Here is a 17,888-nt window from a genome sequence, read left to right on the forward strand (position 1 = left end):
TGTTTTTGATTATGCTTGAACCATGATCGAAAACCGCCATCTGCGGTATTTTCTGGAAGTCGCAAAGACCCTCCACATTACCCGCGCCGCTGAAAACCTTCACATCGCCCAACCCGCGCTCACGCAGAACATCCAGCACCTGGAGCAGGAGCTCGGTGTACAGCTCTTGGAGCGTCAGGGGCGCCGCATCGCGCTCACCGAAGCAGGCAACGTCTTCGTGGAAGAAGCCGAGAGGAGCCTGAACGTCTTTGAAGGAGCCCAACTCGCCGCCAAACGCGCCGCGCGTGGCGAGGCAGGCGAGATCGTCATCGGCTTCCAGAGCACCGCGGGCCTTTCCGTCGTGCCAAGGATGCTGCGTCAACTCGGACAGCGTTACCCCGAAATCAAGGTACTTCTAAATGAGATGGGCTGCACCGCACAACGCAACGCCCTGCGGAAAGGCGAGATCGATGTGGCCATTCTGTATACACTGCCAGACCGCGAATTCGTGCATCACGAACTCGTGCCGGAGTCTCTGGTGATGGTCCTTCCGGAAGACCATCCGCTCGCCAGCCGCGAGTCGATCGCCCTGAAGGAGATCTCGGACGAGATCATCATCCTCCCTGCGATTGAAGTCGCCGAAGTCCTCTACCGTTCCGTACTGGCTGAATGTGCCGAGGCAGGCTTTCAGCCACGACGCATTCAGGAGGTATCAAACGCACAAACGGCACTCGGTCTGGTCTCCGCTGGCTTTGGAATCTCGATTCTTCCGGCTGCGGTCCGCTACATCTTGCGCGAAGGCGTTGTCATTCGCCCCATTCGCAACAGCCGTCTTCAGGCGCAGCTCACGCTGATGTGGTCGCCACGCAATCCTTCTCCGATCATCCCGAAGCTGCAGGATTGCCTCGGCTAACGTACAACCACTACGGCTACTTCGAGCTCGTCTGCAAGTTCCGGAAGAAGTTGTAACCGCGAGTCACTCCTCCGCACCAGACAACGATAGCCTTCCTTCAAAGAGGCCATCGCCATTGATGCCGTCACCTCGCGCCGTTGCGAACGATGTGCGGAGTAATCGTGATCAGCAGCTCATTGCGAGTCCCATCGGTATTTCGGTTGGTACTCTGAAATCCCGGGATGTCATTCAGATCAGGCACGCCATCCAATAGCTTGGTCTCATTCGAACTGACCAGCGTCGCCAGCATCGAGGTCTCCCCCGCAGCAACCGTCACCGTAGACGTGAGAGCCCGATTACTTAGGATCGGAATGCCGTCTACACCCGTCCCGGCAAGGCTCTCCAGTTTAAACTCCATGGCCATCCGCACACGGCCTTCGCTCAACACCCGTGGCGTTATCTTCAGCGTGATCCCGATATCTTCAAACTGAATCTGCGGCACCGTCGTCGTGCTGCTCGTGCCGCCTGCCGCTGCGATGGCCGCGCTGCTCACGCCGGCAGCGGCCAGCTCTGCCGCCAGCGCGCTACTGGTGGAAGCCGTCGTCAGCGCCGTAAGAATGGGATAGCGCGAACCCACACGGAACGTCGCCTCCTCCACATCGCTCGTGCGCAGCTGCAACGCCTCCAGCGTGCGAACATCCGTGGAACTCAGCAGCAGGTTCACCGTCGCTGACCCCACCGAGACTCCACCCAGCGGAACCCCACCATACGTTCCAATCGTGCCCAGCATTCCCGTGAACACGCTGCTGCCGGAGACACCCGCAGCCACCAGATACGCCACCTCCTCCAACTCATTCGTATAGGTGCTGCCGGTCAGCTTCAACGTTCCGGCAGAGATGGCCTCATTCAACAGTGTCTGGTTCGCCGTGATCAGACTCTGCGCAGTCGAAGCGACATCGACAGCGCTCGCCGTCGTCGGCGGAGCAAAACCAATGTCCCGTGCCTTCATCGTATCGATCTCATACACCGTAAGGTCCAGCAGCACATCACTGCGATCATTGATCAGATCGGCATAGGTCTGGTCGAAGAGCCGCACCGCTTTCTCTCTCCCGCGTATCACCAGCGAACCTGTATTCGAAGAAACGGACACCTGGTTCAGTTCAAACAGACTGCGCCCCAGCTCTGCGATCTCTCTCAACTCATCCGGCGTGGCACCAGGCACCGTGACGGTCTCCTCCACTAACGGCATCAGGCTCTCACGAAGCTCCTTCGTATCTTTCGCAATCAGCACACTCCTCTCTTGCACCGGCACCGCGAAGGTACCCATCAGCTTATCCAGCACACGCGTCGCCCGAACAAAGTCGACGTTGTCCACATCAAAGCTCTGCTCCGCGCCCGAACCCACGGACGGATCGAAGTCCACCTTGATACCAAAGCCGCCATAGACCGCACTCGCTAGAGACCGCGCATCGCCACGCAGACGGAAGCTCTGCAACCCCGCTATCGGCTGCAGCGACAGTGGCCCTTCCAGGCTCGGCGCCACATGCAGTGGCCTCTGCTGATCGAAGTGCTGCGCCACCATCGGATTCGCCGGGTCCAGCGCCCGTGCCTGCTCCAGCAACGCTGCCGCCCCCGCACCATCACCACTCCCCTTCGCCACTGCAGCACCAGCTATCAACCTGCGAATCCGCGTCTCACGCGCCAGCAGCAACGCTTCCTTGTACTCAACGTGCCCCGGATCAAGCCGATACGCTCGCTCGAAACGCCTTTGCGACGCCTCAAACTTCTTCTCCGAAAACAACCTCGTCCCATCGAGGTAGATGTCCTCTGCCTTCCGACTCGTTCGCGAAGAGACCGGCACAGCAACACTACTCTGAACCTGCGCACGAAGCATAAGGCACCCACACCCAGCCCACATGCAACCCGCAACGAGCATCCCGCCAAACCTACGGCTGAACACGCACCACCGCCGCGCCTTCCACAGCCTCCACGCTCGTCTGTTTGCTATCGACAGGTAGTGCTTTCACCAGCGTCACCGGCGACGATCCCGCCGCAACAGCCTTGAACGTCAACACGCAGATCGCTCCATCGCCGCTTACACCATTGGCATGGGGCGGCCGCGTCACCGAAACCGTCACCAACCCCTGTCCCTCATCGCGCTGCACCAGCGCAGCCGCCTGCCCATCCCGACTCAGCAGATCACCAGCCCCAACATCCACAAGCGACAGCACCTTCGGATCGAACTGAATCTGCAACGGCACACCATACAGATCGCGAGCATTCGCCGCATTCACCGCCACCGCAAAAGTCGACCCCACGCGCTGCTCCGCAGCCGAAGCCACAACCCCCAGCCGCAGCGGCCCCGCTGCTTCCTTCCTCATCGGCGTCTCCGCCCGCGCCTGCGATGCTAGCTGCGCCAACATCGCCGACGCCGCATTCGCTGCCGAAGTCGTCTGCACTGCAGGAACGCTCCGCACCTTCTCCTCGACCGCATCGTCATCCACACTCTTGCGGTTCGGATCGCCGCGCCTCAACTCGATCTGCTGACTCGTTCCTGTATCGACGATCCGCGTATTCGCATCTTCAATAATCGACTCGCGCACAATATGCGGAATCAACAGAAACACAATCTCATCCGTCTGCTGCACCTTGTCCTGGCTGCTGAAGAAGTATTTCAAAAACGGCAGCTCGCCCAAGCCAGGCGTGCCGCTGACACTCTTCGTATCCTGCTGCGTCAACAGTCCCGCCAGAATCGACGGCTCGCCATCCTTCAACTGAATCACTTGCTGCACCACCCGCTGCGAGATGATCGGCTCGGCTACATCGTCAATCGTGCTCGTGCCCGTCTGCGATGAAATCTCGATCTTCATCTTCAGCGACACCTGCCCATCGGCATGAACCGTCGGCGTCATATCGATATTCACGCCCACATCCACATACGTGAACTGCGTCGTCGAGGTCGCCGTCGAGGTCAACGTCGAAGTCGTCGATCCCGTCGCAACCGGAATCTTCGATCCGATCTTCAGCGTCGCCTGCTGCCCATCCGTCGCTCGCACCCGCGGATTCTGCAGCACCCGCGTATCCGAATCCGACAGCAGCGCATTCACCGTCCCGCCGCCAACCGTCACCGCGAAGTTCGTCGCATTCATATTCGCAAGTGTGTTCAGCGTAATCCCGGACGTCGTCGTAGATGTAGTTGTCGTCGTAGAACTGCTCGACACGTTCGCGTTACTCGCCTGCGGTGTCAACCCAAAGCTCGTCGGCAACGTGATGCCAAGGTTGCGCTCCAGATCGCGACTCACCTCCAACACCGCTACATCCACCACCACCTCAGACCGCGTGCGATCAAGGTCGTCGATCAGCTTCTCCGCAAGAATCAGCTCCGCTGGTGTCGCCCGCACAACAATGGCATTCTGACTCGCAACCAGATAAAGCTTCGTGCTCGGATCGAACAGATTGCGCAACGCGACCAGCACCTCGTTCGCATCATTCTGTTGCGTCACGTTCGTCAGATAAAACGTCTCAATCGCAAGATCATCCAGGTCCGTATGCTTCGCTCGACTGTTCTGCGCCACAAAGATTGTGTTCTCAGTCACCGGGCTCCAGAAGGTTCCGGACAGTTTGCCCACGATCCGCAGCGCATCGAACAGAGACACCTTCGTCAGGTCGACAGGCATGCGCTTTGAGCTGTAGTCCGCATCGAAAAGCACATTCAAACCAGCAGCCTTGCCGATGGCCTGATACACCGTCTTCGAATCCTCCACCATGTGCAGCGTGATCGGATCATTCGACATCGGCTTCAGCTCCACCGGAGCTTCCAGCGAATCCACATCGCGCCGCACGCGCCTCTGATGCGGTGTTTGTAGTGCTTTCCGCGCTACCTCTGAGGATGCGCCCACCGACGACGGCATCTGCGTTGCCAGCAACTCCTGTGCTGCAGACTGATTGCTGTTATCGATCTTCAACGCACGTGAAAACTCCGTCAGCGCGCCGCCCAGATCACCGGACTGCCGCAGTACGCGCCCGCGATCCAGATGCGTATTCGAATCCTGAAAACGCATCCGCTCATAGTGAGTCTGATAGCGGAGGTCCTTCGGCTTCAACGTATGCGCCTGCCGAAACGCCTCGAACGCAGCATCGTAATCTGCACGTGACTCCGCATCCTGGCCACGCTTGTCCCACTTGGCAGCGGTTTGCGCCCGTCCGTCGGCGGCAAATAGCAGAACAACAAACAGAGCAGAGAAAGAGATTGACAGTCGTGCGAGATACATAAAGGTTATCCACTTCAGCGCGCTCTTACCTGCAAGCACTGCTTCGATAGACGCGCAGATTTTTCTTTCGGGGCACGTCTCTATGTAACGAATTGTCACGAAGATTTCATCGCTTAATCCACCCGCAGCGAACGCCATAAAAATGCATGTTCACTTTTGCTCACTGTAACCATGACACCCGTTCATCACCGTCGTTCCGCAAGTACACTCTAGTTAGCTACTCGTTTGCATGAACGCCGCAGCTTCCCCTCCATGAGTCTTTCTCTACGCACTCTCTTCGACGATGCACCGCACGATACTCGCCGCAAGGTTGTTGCGATCTACACCTTCCTCATCGCCGCGAACATCGGTGCCTGGGTCTGGGCCGTCGTTGCCTTCCGCCACTTCCCCGTTCTTCTCGGCACTGCGTTTCTCGCGTACAGCTTCGGTCTTCGCCACGCCGTCGACGCCGACCACATCGCTGCCATCGACAACGTCACCCGCAAGCTCATGCAGGAGGGCAAACGCCCCGTCTCCGTCGGCCTCATGTTCTCGCTTGGTCACTCGACGATCGTTGTCATCGGCTCCATCGCCATCGCCGCCACCGCGCTCTCCTTGCAGCATCGCATCGACTCCGTGCGGCACATCGGCGGCATCGTCGGCACGCTCGTGTCCACACTCTTCCTCTTCGCCATCGCCTTCGTCAATCTCGTTGTGTTGCGCTCGGTCTATAACGCCTTCAAGCGCGTACGCAATGGCGAACGCTATGTCGAAGAAGACTTCGATCTCCTGCTCGGCAGCCGCGGCTTTCTCTCGCGACTCTTCCGCCCGCTCTTCAACCTCATCCGTCGCAGCTGGCACATGTATCCACTCGGCGTGCTCTTCGGTCTCGGCTTCGACACCGCCACCGAGATCGGCCTGCTCGGCATCTCCGCGGCCGAAGCCTCCAAGGGACTCTCGCTCTCAGCCGTGCTCGTCTTCCCCGTGCTCTTCGCAGCAGGCATGTCTCTCGTCGATACCACCGACAACATCTTGATGCTCGGCGCCTACGGCTGGGCCTTCGTCAAACCCATCCGCAAGCTCTACTACAACCTCACCATCACCTCGATCTCAGTCCTCGTCGCCATCCTCGTCGGTGGCATCGAGGCCCTCGGTCTGCTCGGCAGTCAGTTCCAGTTACAGGGCCTCTTCTGGACACTGATCTCCCACCTCAACGAGCACTTCGGCGTCCTCGGCTACGCCATCATCGCCATCTTCGCTCTAAGCTGGGCCGCCTCTATCTGGTTCTACAAATGGATGCGCTTTGACGACCTCCAGATCGACTAAGCCATCACGATCCGCATCGCCCCCTTTTGTCATTCCGTAGCGCATCCGCATCGCCCCCTCTTTTGTCATTCCGTAGCGCAGCGGAGGAATCTGCATTTGCTTTTGCATTTGCTTTTGCACTCGCACTCATCACAAATTCTTCTCGATGACCCCTCGCTCTCACCCCACCTGCCTCAACTCCGGATACCTCCGAAAGATGATCCGCTGATCCTCCATCGGAAGCTCGCTCAATCGCTTCGGCTGGTCCTGCGGGCGCGTCTCTTTCTCATTCAACACATTCATCAGGTCCCACTGCCGCTGCAGCCCCTGCGGCTCCTCCGCCTTCAGGTCATACCGTGTGAAGTCAATCGCCATTGGCTGCGTCTTCTTCTCCCAGTCATGCAGCAGCGCCAGCCGGAACTCCTTGTTCATGAACCATTGAATCTCCAGGTTCTTCTCGGACCCCGGCGCGCCCGTTCCCTTCGCATCGAAGCGATAGTTCAGTTTGTCGTTGTTCGGCGTCTGCCGCCGCCACTCCAGCCCAAACTCTCCTTCGGTCATCACCTTCGTATCCGGCCAACGCTCGCGCACCGCCTGCAGCCAGTACGTCAGGTCTTCGTCATGCCCTAAAGATGTCTCCCATATCCCGGTCACAAATCCGAACTGGTTCAGCGCATAGCCACTATCGAAGTGCATCGCGGTCGTATCCATCATCTCTTTGCGACCGGCCGTCGTCCCCAGGTTCTGCACCGTCTCGATCGGCCCCACCCCCATGCGACTGTTGAAGCCGCCCTTGAAACCATCGCGACGCGCCGAAAGAAAGTCGCACGTCCATCCGTCCAGGCACACGCAATCGATGAAGTCCGCCTTGCCCTGCGCCGGCTTCAGATAATGCTCGCGGCTCGGATAGTACGGATAGCAGATACCACCATCCCCATCGCCGTTATCAATATCTTTCTGGCTCCAGATCTGCCCCTGGCACACATGGATGCCCTCATCCTGCGCCAGATGCCGCTGGTTCTCCGCATCCATAAACCCAGCCACCAGACTTTGCGGCCGATACCCTCCACCCACTATCGTCGACACCTGCCCCAGCGCATCATGGATCGTCTGCCGCACATGGTCGCGCGTCTCATACATCGGCGCAAAGTAGCCGCCCGGGATAAATGTCACCTCGTCGCCATACTTGTCGTGGAAGGACGCCAGCAGCCGCCGCGCCTCTTTGTACTCCTTGCGATCATCCTTCAACGCCAGCCAGCTGATCGCCCACGTCATTTTCCCGCCGGGACATCCTTCAGCAAATGCATTCCGCCTCGACACAATCCGCTCCGGCCGGTTGTCCACCGACTCATCCAGCCCGATGTTCTTCGTCGGTGTCACCTCAATCTGGTTTACCCGCACAATCGAAACATGCGTCAGATACCGACCCCGCATCCCCACTGGTGTGGCCGCATGTATCGCCCCTGAAGCACTCATCGCCGCAGCCGCCATTGCTGCATCACTCAAAAACTGTCGCCGCGTCCACTCTCTTCGCACTCGCATTGCCTCCGCATCTCTTCGCACTCCACACTACCCCCTCTCACGCCTCGTTGAAAACCGGGTTCCCCATCTTCGCGACGGCTTCATAGTCGCTAGGGTGGGCATCGCGCATCGCGCGACCGCGGCGGTTCCTCATAGATTTTCCCGTAAATCTTCGATCACCTATGCGATAGTTACCGGGAGAACCCATCCCTATGCCCCCCTGCGCTCAGGCCCGCGCCACGTCTCCGTACGCATTCCTCCGCGCAATCCTCTGCGCCTCTGTTGCCCTCACCACCCACGCGCAAACACCCAAAGTCACTCCTGCGCAACTCGCCGCCGCTGAGCAGAGCTTCACCTACGGCGACCCCACCGCGCTGCCCACCCTGCTGCAAGCCGCCGACCAGGGCAATGCCGCCGCCAAATATGATCTCGGCCTCGCCTTCCTGAGCGGCCTCTATCCTCAACCGCCCGATCGCGTCCTCGCGCTCCAGTGGTTCGAAGCCGCCTCACACGCTGGCGAGCCCCGCGCCGCCTCCTACATCGGAGACTTCTACCTCGACCCTCGCAACGGCAAGCCCGACGCCCCCAACGCCCTCTTCTGGTACGAGAAAGCCGAGCGCGCCCACGACCTCCGCGGCACCCTCGTCCTCGCCGATCTCTATCGCACCGGCGGCCCCATCCCACGCAACCTCCCGCGCAGCGCAAACCTTCTCACCCTCGCCGCCAGCTACCCGCAGCCCTCCAGCGACACCCCCGCCGGGCGCCAGCTACTCCTCCACATGATGAGCAGCGAAACCACCCTCGGCTCCCTCTACGAGCACGGCGACGGCGTCCCCCGCAGCCTCACCCTCGCCAATCGCTGGTACGCCAGGGCAGCCACCCTCGGCTCCTCCGCAGCCGTCCTCGCGCAGACCCACCTCTATCTCCTTAAAGGCGGCACCCGGAACCTCGCCCTCGCCACCAAAACCCTCGACAAGTTCGTCGACGACCAGAACCACAACCGCATTCTCGACTCCACAGACCAGATCGGCCCCACCTACATCGCCATCGGCCAGCAATACGAAACCCGCGGCCCCACCGGCATCGACGCCGCACAGGCGCTCTTTCTCAAGGCCGCCCACTTGGCCGACACCGAAGGCGTCTTCGAACTCGCACAACGCTTCATCACCGGCCACGGCACCCCCGTCGATCTCGACCGCGCCTACACCCTCATCCATCCCTATCTCTCCGACACCTCCCCACAAGCTCGCTCGACCATCGCCGCACTCCACAACGCTTACCTCAAAGCCTCGCCACCCAATCCTCTCCGCGCACGGCAGCTGGTGCCCCACTTTCTTCCCCCGCCGCCCCGGGAAGCGGCCGAAGGAACCACCGCCGTCGTCGTCACTCCCGCCACACCCGCTCCCACCATCCTCGAGCGCTACCCCAACCTCCAGGCACCCGACTCCGTCCCCGCCCTCCAGGACTTCGCCGTCCAGGTCTCACTCAACGCCTTCCAGTTCGACACCTCCACCCAGATCCTCAACGGCGATCAGGACAGCGGCAAGCTCAAAATCGCCCTCCCCGCCGGTCTTACCTCCCTGCCCATCGACGTCGCCCTCATCGCCCCCGGCATGACCTTCACCGACGGCTCCAACACCTCCACCCTCACCCTCGACGCTTCCAACCCCAACTCCACACCCGCCGTCTTCCATGTCCGAGCCCCCGCCGCTCCCATCGCCACCCAGCTCATCGCGACCCTCACCTACCACCAGACCTTCCTCGCACAACTCGCTCGCAGCATCACCATCACCGCCGTCTCCACAGACATCGCCAGTCCCGCCCCGCAGCCTCCTATCGTCAGCCTCACACCACCCGTTCCTCCCAACGACACCTCCGCGCTCACCCGCTCCGACACCTCCCCCATCGGCCCGCACATCCAGTCGAGAACCACAACGCAGCCCGCAGCCCCCAAACCGCCCATCGTCACCCTGCTGCCCCCGCGTCCCATCGCCCCACCCACGCCTCAACCCATCGTTCCCAACCCCACCGACAAGCAATCCGATCTCACCATCATCGAAACCCTCGTCGGCGACAGCATGATGTACCAGATCATCGGCCCCGGCATCGACCCCGCCTCCCCCGTCGCTGTCCCCAACGCCGCAGCCACCGCCGCCAAGGTGCAAGCCGACTACGCCCAGCTACAGTCGCAAGCTCTCCTTCTCGCCGCAGGCACCGGAGCCGCCTGCGCCGCCGACCGTGCCTCCCACGTCGCCAGGCCAGCCGACAACGGCTCCGACACCGACGCCAGCTGCTCCGACAGTGTCTTCGCCCGCGGCCTCATCGAAGGCATCGGCACCGACCTCTACACCCACGACGCGCCCGAATCCTTCCGCACCATCTACCAGCAGATGCTCGCCGCCCACACCCGCCTGCACAGCATCACCATCGTCACCAACAACCCGCTGCTCCCCTGGGAGCTGATGTGCGTCCCCTCACCCACTGGTAAGGGTTGTAATCTGCTTGGCCTCACCACCGCCATCGTCCGCGAAAACTCCGCAGCCCCGCAACTCGCGCAACCCGCAGACATCTCCATCTCCGCCATCGACGTAGTCGCCCCCAACTACACCGGCACCCTCTCGCTCGCCGGAGCAGCCACCGAACTCAAAGCCATCAAGGCTGCGTTCCCCGCCATGCATCAGGTCGATGGCGACGCGAACTCCGTAGCCCTCATGGTCAAATCCGCCCCCCAGGGCATCATCCACTTCACCGGCCACGGCAAGCGCGTCGACGCCTCCACACCAGCCCCCATCCCCACAGCCGCAGCTAGCACGACTCCTGCGGCAACTCCAGCGTCCATGCCACCGGCTCCTGCCGTCGCATCGCCAGTCCCTCCGCCCACGCTTCTCGCCCCCAGCGTAGCCATCGCGCTCGAAGACTACGACATGACCCCCGACACCTTCATCGCCTTCCGTTCCGAAGGCAACGACTCCGCGCACCCCTTCTACTTCTTCAACGCCTGCGACCTCGGCCAGTCCGACAAGGAACTTACCTACGTCGCCGGCTGGGCACCCGACCTCATGCGCTCCGGCGCAGCAGGTTATCTCGGAGCCCTCTACGAAGTAGGCGACACCAGCGCCTCCAGCTTCGCCGCCCACTTCTACGACGGCCTCAAAGCCAACCTCGCCAGCAACACCCCCTGGACCATGGCCGATCTCGTCACCCAGGCCCGCCAGCAGACCTACGCCGAATCCAACGACCCCACCGCCCTCGCCTACGTCCTCTACGCCAAACCCTTCATGAAGCTCGTCCCCGCCGCTAAATAACCTCGACGGCGATCTTTCTTTCTTGTTCGTCATTCCCTCAGGGAATCTGCTTTTGCCTTTGCTTTTTTTCCTTGTCATTCCCTCAGGGAATCTGCCTTCGCCTTTGCTTTTTTCTTTGTCATTCCCGCAGGGAATCTGCTTTTGCCTTTGCTTTTTTCGTTTGTCATTCCCGCAGGGAATCTGCTTCTTCCCGCTGCCGTGTGCCCCCATTTCTACGCAGCCTCCTCGCGGATGAGCGGGCCACCACAACTCCGCACCCCCGTTTTTTGCTCTCGCTCTTGGATAGGTCTGGGCTTCAGCCGCCGGGATATACTTTCTGTCCTCAAGCGGCAACCCAAAAGCAACGCCCCTATCGATCCGTCAGGCATCTCTCTGAATCTGCCGCTTCCTCCTAAAACACGCCCCCACGACTCACCAACATGCTCTACTCTCTATACAAACCACTCACCTCCCGAGGCCCATGTCCTTCCCGCAGCGAGCCGCCGCCCTCTTCCGCAAAGCCACGCATCCCATCGTGCGCAAAGGCTGGATGCACTGGGCGCGCTTCGCCGTCCTCCTGCTCATCGGCTCCTACATCGGCCACATCCTCTCCGAAAGCGACCGCTTCGCCGACTGGCGTCTCTGGCTGTATCAAAAGCAGATGCGTTGGCAGCGCCGCGGCGCCGTCTATCCCAAGTACACCGCTCTCGTACTTCTGAGCGACGAGGACTACTGGAGTGAGCAATACCAGGCTCGTTCCAAACTCAAGCGCGACAAGCTCGCCGCTCTCCTGGACCGCCTCAACGCCGCAGGCGTCAACACCGTGGCCTTCGACGTCTTTATGGACTCCCCACACCAGGAGTCTCCGGACTATGACTTCCCTGACTATCGCGCAGAAGACCAGGTCTTCTTCCAGTCCCTGGGTCGCATGTGCGCCGCGGGACGTCATGTCGTTCTCGCTACCGAGTTCTTTTGGGAAGGTGACGATCGAGTCGAGGCACACTCCATCTACGACAGTCATCTTCCGTCCCTGCCTTGCGTCACCAACGGACACGTCGATCTTCCCGACGACATGCGTAAGGTGCCGGGACAGGTAGACATCAAGGGTGGCCGTACTCTTGACTCGCTCTCGCTCGCCATCACGCGCGTCACCGATCCCATCGCGTACAACAACCTCATCCAGAACGAGGACAAAGGCTACCGCTTCGCCCAGTTCCTCACTATGGAAGACTTCAGCACGCGCGACGGCCGCCAGTTTGTCTTCAGCGATGCCGATCTACAGCGCATGTCGCCCCTTCAACTCCATCAGGCGTTGGCCGACCGTATTGTCATCGTTGGCGGTCACTTTCACATAGCCGCTTTGAATGAAGGCCCCTGGGTGGACGTGGAAGACTCCCCCGGTGGCAAGGAGCCCGGCGCCATGTTGCACGCTGGCTACGTCGAAGCCATGCGTGACCCCGTCAGTACGTTTACCCCCATCTCCGACCACACGGCCGAGGTGCTTGAGTGGATGCTCGCACTCGCTCTGGCTCTGCTCGGATCTCTCGAAATCCATGTCGGCTGGAAGTGGGGAGGCTTCGTCGCCAGCTTTCTCGCCAGCGTCGTCATGACCTATGCGCTCATGCAGAATCTCGGCATCTTCCTGGACTTTTTCATTCCCATCCTGATGATCTTGCTCCATACTGTGACGGAAGCCATCCTTGACATGCGACATGAAGTGCGTCACCTGAAGCACCAGTTACACCTGCACCATAAGAACGTCCGGGAGGACCACCATGAAACTACGAGCTCTGCTTCATAGGTCGGCGGCTGTACTGGCGCTTACCCTTCTCACCCTGAACCTCTGCGGCAGCGCCCTCGCGGCTCCCCCTCAGAAGGGCACCAACACCGGCGGCGTAGGCCGTGGCGATAACGGACAACTTCTCCGCGTCACCGTCACCCTCAACGGCAAGCTCCAGCCCGGCGTCCGCGTCAAGGTGGCCGTCAGCGATGGCTCCGTCGTCGTCTCCGGCCTCACCGCCAAGAATGGCACCTACATCGCCCCGCTCGACGCCGGCGACTACACCGTCTCCGCAACCACCCCGAAGGGCACCGCAACCAGCCCGGTCACCATCGTCAAATCCACTGACCCGGCCCTGATCTCCCTGGCCCTGGCTCCCACCCACTAAGTCACTTTCCTGACCACGCAACAAGCAAAGGCCCGGCTCCCCCAGCCGGGTCTTCGCTTTCGTCCTCGTCGTTTCCTGTCAAGCCCAAAATCGCGCAAACCATTCATAAGAAAGGAAATGCAATTGCATGTTCACCCCTCTCAATCCTCTATAATTGAATTAGAAGGTAAAAAAAGAAGATCAGGTCGGCGAGGTCGGCAAGTTTGAACTTCCAGCCACCCAAGTCCAGACCTAACCGCCTCCTTTTGAATACTTTGACCTCTAAGTAGGGGGGAGGGGGTACCTACCCTCGATTCTCCGCCAGGCCCGAATCCCAGATCTGGTTATGAACCGGCGCAACAAGCCGCTGAATCTCCACCAGCAACTCAGGATCAATCGAAAACTCCAGCGCCTTCAGGTTCGCCCGCACCAGCTCGCGCGAAGCCATTCCAACCAGCGTGCTCGACACATACGAATGATCCAGACAATACCGCAACGCAACAAGCGGCGCGCTCACGCCGCGAGCCTTGCAAAGCTCCACAACCTGCCTTCCAACCGCCCGAATCTCCAGCGACGAAGGATGCCATTCAGGAACTCCGTCTTCCGTCAGCACGCCCATATGAAGCGGCGAAGCATTGATCACGCCAATTCCCCGCTCCTCAGCCACAGGCAACAACACATCGTCCATGTCGGAGATCATCAGGTTGTAGCGGCAATACGTGATCATGCAGTCCACATGAGCCCGCCGCGCAATCGCCGCCAGGTTCTTCAGCGACAACCCCGTAATTCCGATCACCCGAACCTTGCCCTGCTCCTGCAGCCTGCGCAGCGCCGGAATCGTCTCATTCACCACCTGATCCGCATCGCCGAACTCGACATCATGCGCCTGCAAGATATCAAGCCGATCGGTCTTCAACCGCTGCAGTGAATCTTCACAGCTCTTCGTCACGCTCGCCGCCGAGAAGTCGAACTCGCTCGCTCCGTAGCGACCGCACTTGGTCGCCAGCACCACCTTGTCGCGATAGCCAACAAGAGCTTCGCCCAGGCGGCTCTCGGCCAGCGTCAACCCGTAATACGGAGACACATCGAACAGCGTGATCCCGCTGTCGATCGCCTCGTGCACCGCGGCTGTCGTCTCCGCTACATCGACCTTGCCATACACGTCGCCGAGCGGGGCCGCGCCAAAGCCGATCGTCGAAACCTGTAGCTCTGTTGCCCCAAGCTGCCTGTACTCCATACTCATGCCACTCCTGCAAAGTTCAGGTTCAATTACAGCGTCTGCGGCGCAATCTCTACCGAATGACGACTCACCGTGAGGTCGGTCAACTTCGGCATCAGGAATGCGAACAGCGCAACCACCACAAAACTAACTGCTGGCAACGCGTAACCGGAAGCCACACTTCCGGTCGAACGAGAGACGAATCCCATTGCCACCGGAAAGATCGCTCCACCCAGAATCGCCACGACCAGCAGGCTGCCCGCCAACTTTGTATCGTCGCCCAGGCCCTTTACGCCGAGCGCAAAGATCGTCGGATACATCACGGACATGAACAGGCTCACCACAAGGATCGCCACCGCTCCGCTCATTCCCGGCTTCGTGACGACGAAGCCAAGCAGCGCCACGTTGATCAGCGCATAGATGCCGATCATCTTCGCCGGGCTGATAAATTTCATCAGAGGCGTTGAGATGATTCTGCCCAGCGCGAATGCCACCAGCGTCGCGGTAAGGAAGTAGCCAGCAGGGCGATCGCCGATTGTCGTGTACGCCTTGAGGTACGGAATCAGCGTGCTCCAGATGCCCACCTGCGCGCCCACATAGAAGAACTGCGCAACAACGGCGAACATCAGTCGGCCGTTGCGGAAGAGCCGACCATACGCTCCGCTCTGCGGCAGCGAAGCTGGGCCATGATCGTCCGTGGAATCGAGGCTCTGCGGAAACTTCGCCCGGCTCAGCAGCAGCGCCAGCAACAGGACAATCACGCCCAACACAACATATGTTGGGACCACGCGCAAAATCTCGCTGTGAAGATAGGCCTCGTACGTCCCCGCAACCTTCATCGCCGTGACCTGCGTCGCACTCTTCTCCACGCCAGAGAAGATGAACAGCGTTCCCACGACAACCCCCGCAATCGTTCCCGGCGGATTGAACGCCTGCGCGAAGTTTAGTCTCCGCTCTGAGGTCTCGGAGGTGCCGAACTGCGCGACCAGCGGGTTCGCCGCCGTCTCCAGGATCGAGGACCCGCTGCCCACCACGAAAAGCGCTATCAAAAACGGCAGATACTTGCCGATCACCGCAGCAGGCCAGAACATCAGCGTGCCGACGCCGAAGGTAATCAGTCCCGCAACCAGACCAGCCTTATAGCCAAAGCGACGCATCAAGAGCGCTGCCGGAGTCGCCATGATGCCATAGGCGAGGAACACCGACGTCTGCACCAACTGGGCTTGCAGAAGGCTCAGTTCGAACGACTTCCGGAACTGCTGTACCAGAATGTCGGTGAGGTTATTCGACATGCCCCACACGAAGAAGATCGTCGTTGTGAGGAAGAACGCAAGCATGTACCCGCGAGGGAAGATCGATCCGCCCTCATGCTGTTGCGAGGGGTCCTTTGAGCCGGTGCTGACCAGTTGCATTCCATCTCCGTCGTTTGTCTGGCGAGGTATAGCTGTTTGAGCTAAGCGAATTGGACCATGATCTTGGTGAACTTGTGCGGGTTCGCGCTCCAGTCGGCGAGCGTCTCAGCGGCCTGCTCGGGCGTAACAATGAGACTGACCGCATCCTCCACAGGAAAGCGCCCGGCCTCCAGCATTCGGATAACCTCGAGGAAGTCCTCAGGAAGCGCGTTGCGGCTGCCGAGGATGTCCAGTTCCTTCTGCACGAACAGCCGCGTCTCGTAGGTGACCGGCTCCTTCGCGTAGCCGATGTAGACGACGCGACCCGTGAAGGCGACCTCTTCCACCGCCGCGCGAAAGGTCGCGGGAAGGCCGATCGCCTCGATCATCACATCGGGGCCGCTGCCGGTGATCTCGACCAGCCTTGTGTGCAGGTCTTCATTCTTGCTGTGGATCAGGTCGGTCGCACCAGCCTTGCGGGCAATCTCGAGCTTGGCATCGTCCATGTCGATGGCGATAGTCCGCGCGCCGCGAAAGGCTGCAGCCGCGATTGCGCCTAAACCAATGCCGCCGCAGCCGAAGACCGCGACGGTATCGTTAGCCGTGACTCGACCGCGCGCGACGGCATGCGTGCCAACGGTCAGCGGCTCGACCAATGCCAGTTCCTTGAGTGTCAGGTTTGCGGTGTAGAGCTTTTCGCGCGGCACGCGGATGTACTCCGTCATCGCGCCATCGCGCTGCACACCCATCGTCTCGTTGAACTGACAGGCGTTGACACGACCGCGCTTGCAGCTGGGACATTGGCCGCAGCTGGTGTAGGGCGAAAGCGTCACCGCGGTGCCTGGCCGCAGATCGCCACCTTCCACCACCGTGGCAGCGACTTCATGCCCTGGCACGCGCGGAAACTGCACCATCGCGTTGCCGCCTCGAAAGGTCGTAAGGTCTGTCCCGCACATGCCCACCAGCGATACGCGCAGAAGCACGTCAGGCTGCGACTGCTGCGCCGGAGCAGGCTGGTCGATCAGCGTCGCAGCGCCGGGCGCCTGTATCTGGAAGGTCTTCATGTCTCTTAGCTCCGAGCGGATGAGGGAACGCAGAAGTTTACGCGCCGATTTCGCGGTCTTATGAACCGTAACGGCTGCTGATTGCGACTGTCAACGCAGTCCCTTGCATCGCATAGCGGCCGCGTCAGGCCTGGCCGTAGGTCGCATTCTGGCCGTGCTTGCGCAGGTAATGGCGATCAAGCAGCGCCTGCGATACGCCCGCACACTCCGCACGCAGCGTCAGAGTACGAAACGCCATCCGTGCCACTGCCTCCAGCACCACCGCGTTGTGTGCGGCATCATGTGCGTCCTTGCCCCACACGAACGGCGCGTGACCGGCAACCAGACACGCCGGAACAGCCATCGGGTCGACGGGATCCTTGCCTTTGAAGCGGGCCACTATGGCGAGTCCAGTCTCGTATACATAACGGCCTTCAATGGCCGCATCGGTCAACGGCTCGCTCACCGGAACTGGCCCATGAAAGTAATCCGCGTGTGTGGTTCCAAGCGCAGGGATCGCCATGCCCGCCTGCGCGAAGCTCGTCGCAAACTCGGAGTGCGTATGTACCACAGCGCCGATCTCCGCGAACTCGCGATATAGCAGCGTATGCGTGTCGAGGTCAGACGAGGGCCGCAGAGAGCCTTCGACGATCTTTCCCTGCAGATCGGTCACGACCATGTGCTCCGGCCTGAGGTCGTCATAGTCCACACCAGAAGGTTTGATCACGACCAGCCCCTCCTCGCGGTCCACGCCGGAGGCGTTGCCGAAGGTGTACAGCACCAGTCCTCTGCGAACCAGCTCCAGGTTGGCTTCGAGCACCTCTTCCCGCAGTGTTTTCAGTAGCATTCTGTCTCCA

At 60.6% G+C, this 17,888-nt stretch carries 12 protein-coding genes; 5 read left to right on the top strand and 7 right to left on the bottom strand.

Features of this window, described 5'->3' with window-relative positions; translation table 11 throughout:
* The first annotated feature begins 22 nt into the window (after positions 1–22).
* Positions 23–892, top strand: coding sequence for a LysR substrate-binding domain-containing protein (locus OHL14_RS08560; protein ID WP_263378924.1), 870 nt, complete (start codon positions 23–25; stop codon positions 890–892).
* 124 nt (positions 893–1,016) lie between these two features.
* On the opposite strand, the gene OHL14_RS08565 is transcribed toward OHL14_RS08560, so the two are convergent.
* On the bottom strand, positions 1,017–2,765 hold the full coding sequence (locus OHL14_RS08565; RefSeq protein WP_263378925.1) for a type II secretion system protein GspD: 1,749 nt from the start codon (positions 2,763–2,765) through the stop codon (positions 1,017–1,019).
* A 52-nt stretch (positions 2,766–2,817) separates the two neighbouring features.
* Entirely contained in the window at positions 2,818–5,142 is a 2,325-nt protein-coding gene (locus tag OHL14_RS08570; RefSeq protein WP_263378926.1) for a cohesin domain-containing protein, read from the bottom strand.
* A gap of 252 nt (positions 5,143–5,394) precedes the next feature.
* Here OHL14_RS08570 and OHL14_RS08575 point away from each other — a divergent pair, with 252 nt between their 5' ends.
* Complete coding sequence (locus tag OHL14_RS08575; RefSeq protein ID WP_263378927.1) at positions 5,395–6,447, top strand: HoxN/HupN/NixA family nickel/cobalt transporter; 1,053 nt, start codon at positions 5,395–5,397, stop codon at positions 6,445–6,447.
* Between the two features lie 159 nt (positions 6,448–6,606).
* Here the strand turns inward: OHL14_RS08575 and OHL14_RS08580 are convergent, their stop codons facing one another.
* Complete coding sequence (locus tag OHL14_RS08580; RefSeq protein WP_263378928.1) at positions 6,607–7,968, bottom strand: DUF3863 domain-containing protein; 1,362 nt, start codon at positions 7,966–7,968, stop codon at positions 6,607–6,609.
* A gap of 191 nt (positions 7,969–8,159) precedes the next feature.
* Between OHL14_RS08580 and OHL14_RS08585 the strand changes: the two genes are divergently transcribed.
* The 3 genes from OHL14_RS08585 (at position 8,160) to OHL14_RS08595 (ending at position 13,399) form a co-directional block, all read left to right on the top strand.
* Positions 8,160–11,252 carry a CHAT domain-containing protein gene (locus tag OHL14_RS08585; protein WP_263378929.1) on the top strand — a complete coding sequence of 1,031 codons (3,093 nt, stop codon included), beginning with the start codon at positions 8,160–8,162 and terminating at the stop codon, positions 11,250–11,252.
* Between the two features lie 460 nt (positions 11,253–11,712).
* A complete protein-coding gene (locus OHL14_RS08590) occupies positions 11,713–13,032 on the top strand; it encodes a CHASE2 domain-containing protein (RefSeq protein ID WP_263378930.1) in 1,320 nt (439 codons plus the stop codon).
* Complete coding sequence (locus tag OHL14_RS08595) at positions 13,007–13,399, top strand: hypothetical protein (RefSeq protein ID WP_263378931.1); 393 nt, start codon at positions 13,007–13,009, stop codon at positions 13,397–13,399. The genes OHL14_RS08590 and OHL14_RS08595 overlap by 26 nt, the downstream gene beginning before the upstream one ends.
* Positions 13,400–13,682: 283 nt before the next feature.
* Here the strand turns inward: OHL14_RS08595 and OHL14_RS08600 are convergent, their stop codons facing one another.
* From OHL14_RS08600 to OHL14_RS08615, 4 genes are all read right to left on the bottom strand, one after another.
* Positions 13,683–14,621: an aldo/keto reductase gene (locus tag OHL14_RS08600; RefSeq protein WP_263378932.1), complete on the bottom strand. Its 939-nt coding sequence runs from the start codon at positions 14,619–14,621 to the stop codon at positions 13,683–13,685.
* Positions 14,622–14,647: 26 nt separating this feature from the next.
* On the bottom strand, positions 14,648–16,009 hold the full coding sequence (fucP, locus tag OHL14_RS08605; protein ID WP_263378933.1) for an L-fucose:H+ symporter permease: 1,362 nt from the start codon (positions 16,007–16,009) through the stop codon (positions 14,648–14,650).
* A 41-nt stretch (positions 16,010–16,050) separates the two neighbouring features.
* Positions 16,051–17,052, bottom strand: coding sequence for a zinc-binding alcohol dehydrogenase family protein (locus OHL14_RS08610; protein ID WP_263378934.1), 1,002 nt, complete (start codon positions 17,050–17,052; stop codon positions 16,051–16,053).
* Positions 17,053–17,176: 124 nt separating this feature from the next.
* A complete protein-coding gene (locus tag OHL14_RS08615) occupies positions 17,177–17,878 on the bottom strand; it encodes an L-ribulose-5-phosphate 4-epimerase (protein ID WP_317890402.1) in 702 nt (233 codons plus the stop codon).
* Positions 17,879–17,888: the final 10 nt, after the last annotated feature.

Origin of the sequence: Granulicella paludicola (assembly GCF_025685545.1) — a bacterium.
GTDB lineage: Bacteria > Acidobacteriota > Terriglobia > Terriglobales > Acidobacteriaceae > Granulicella > Granulicella paludicola.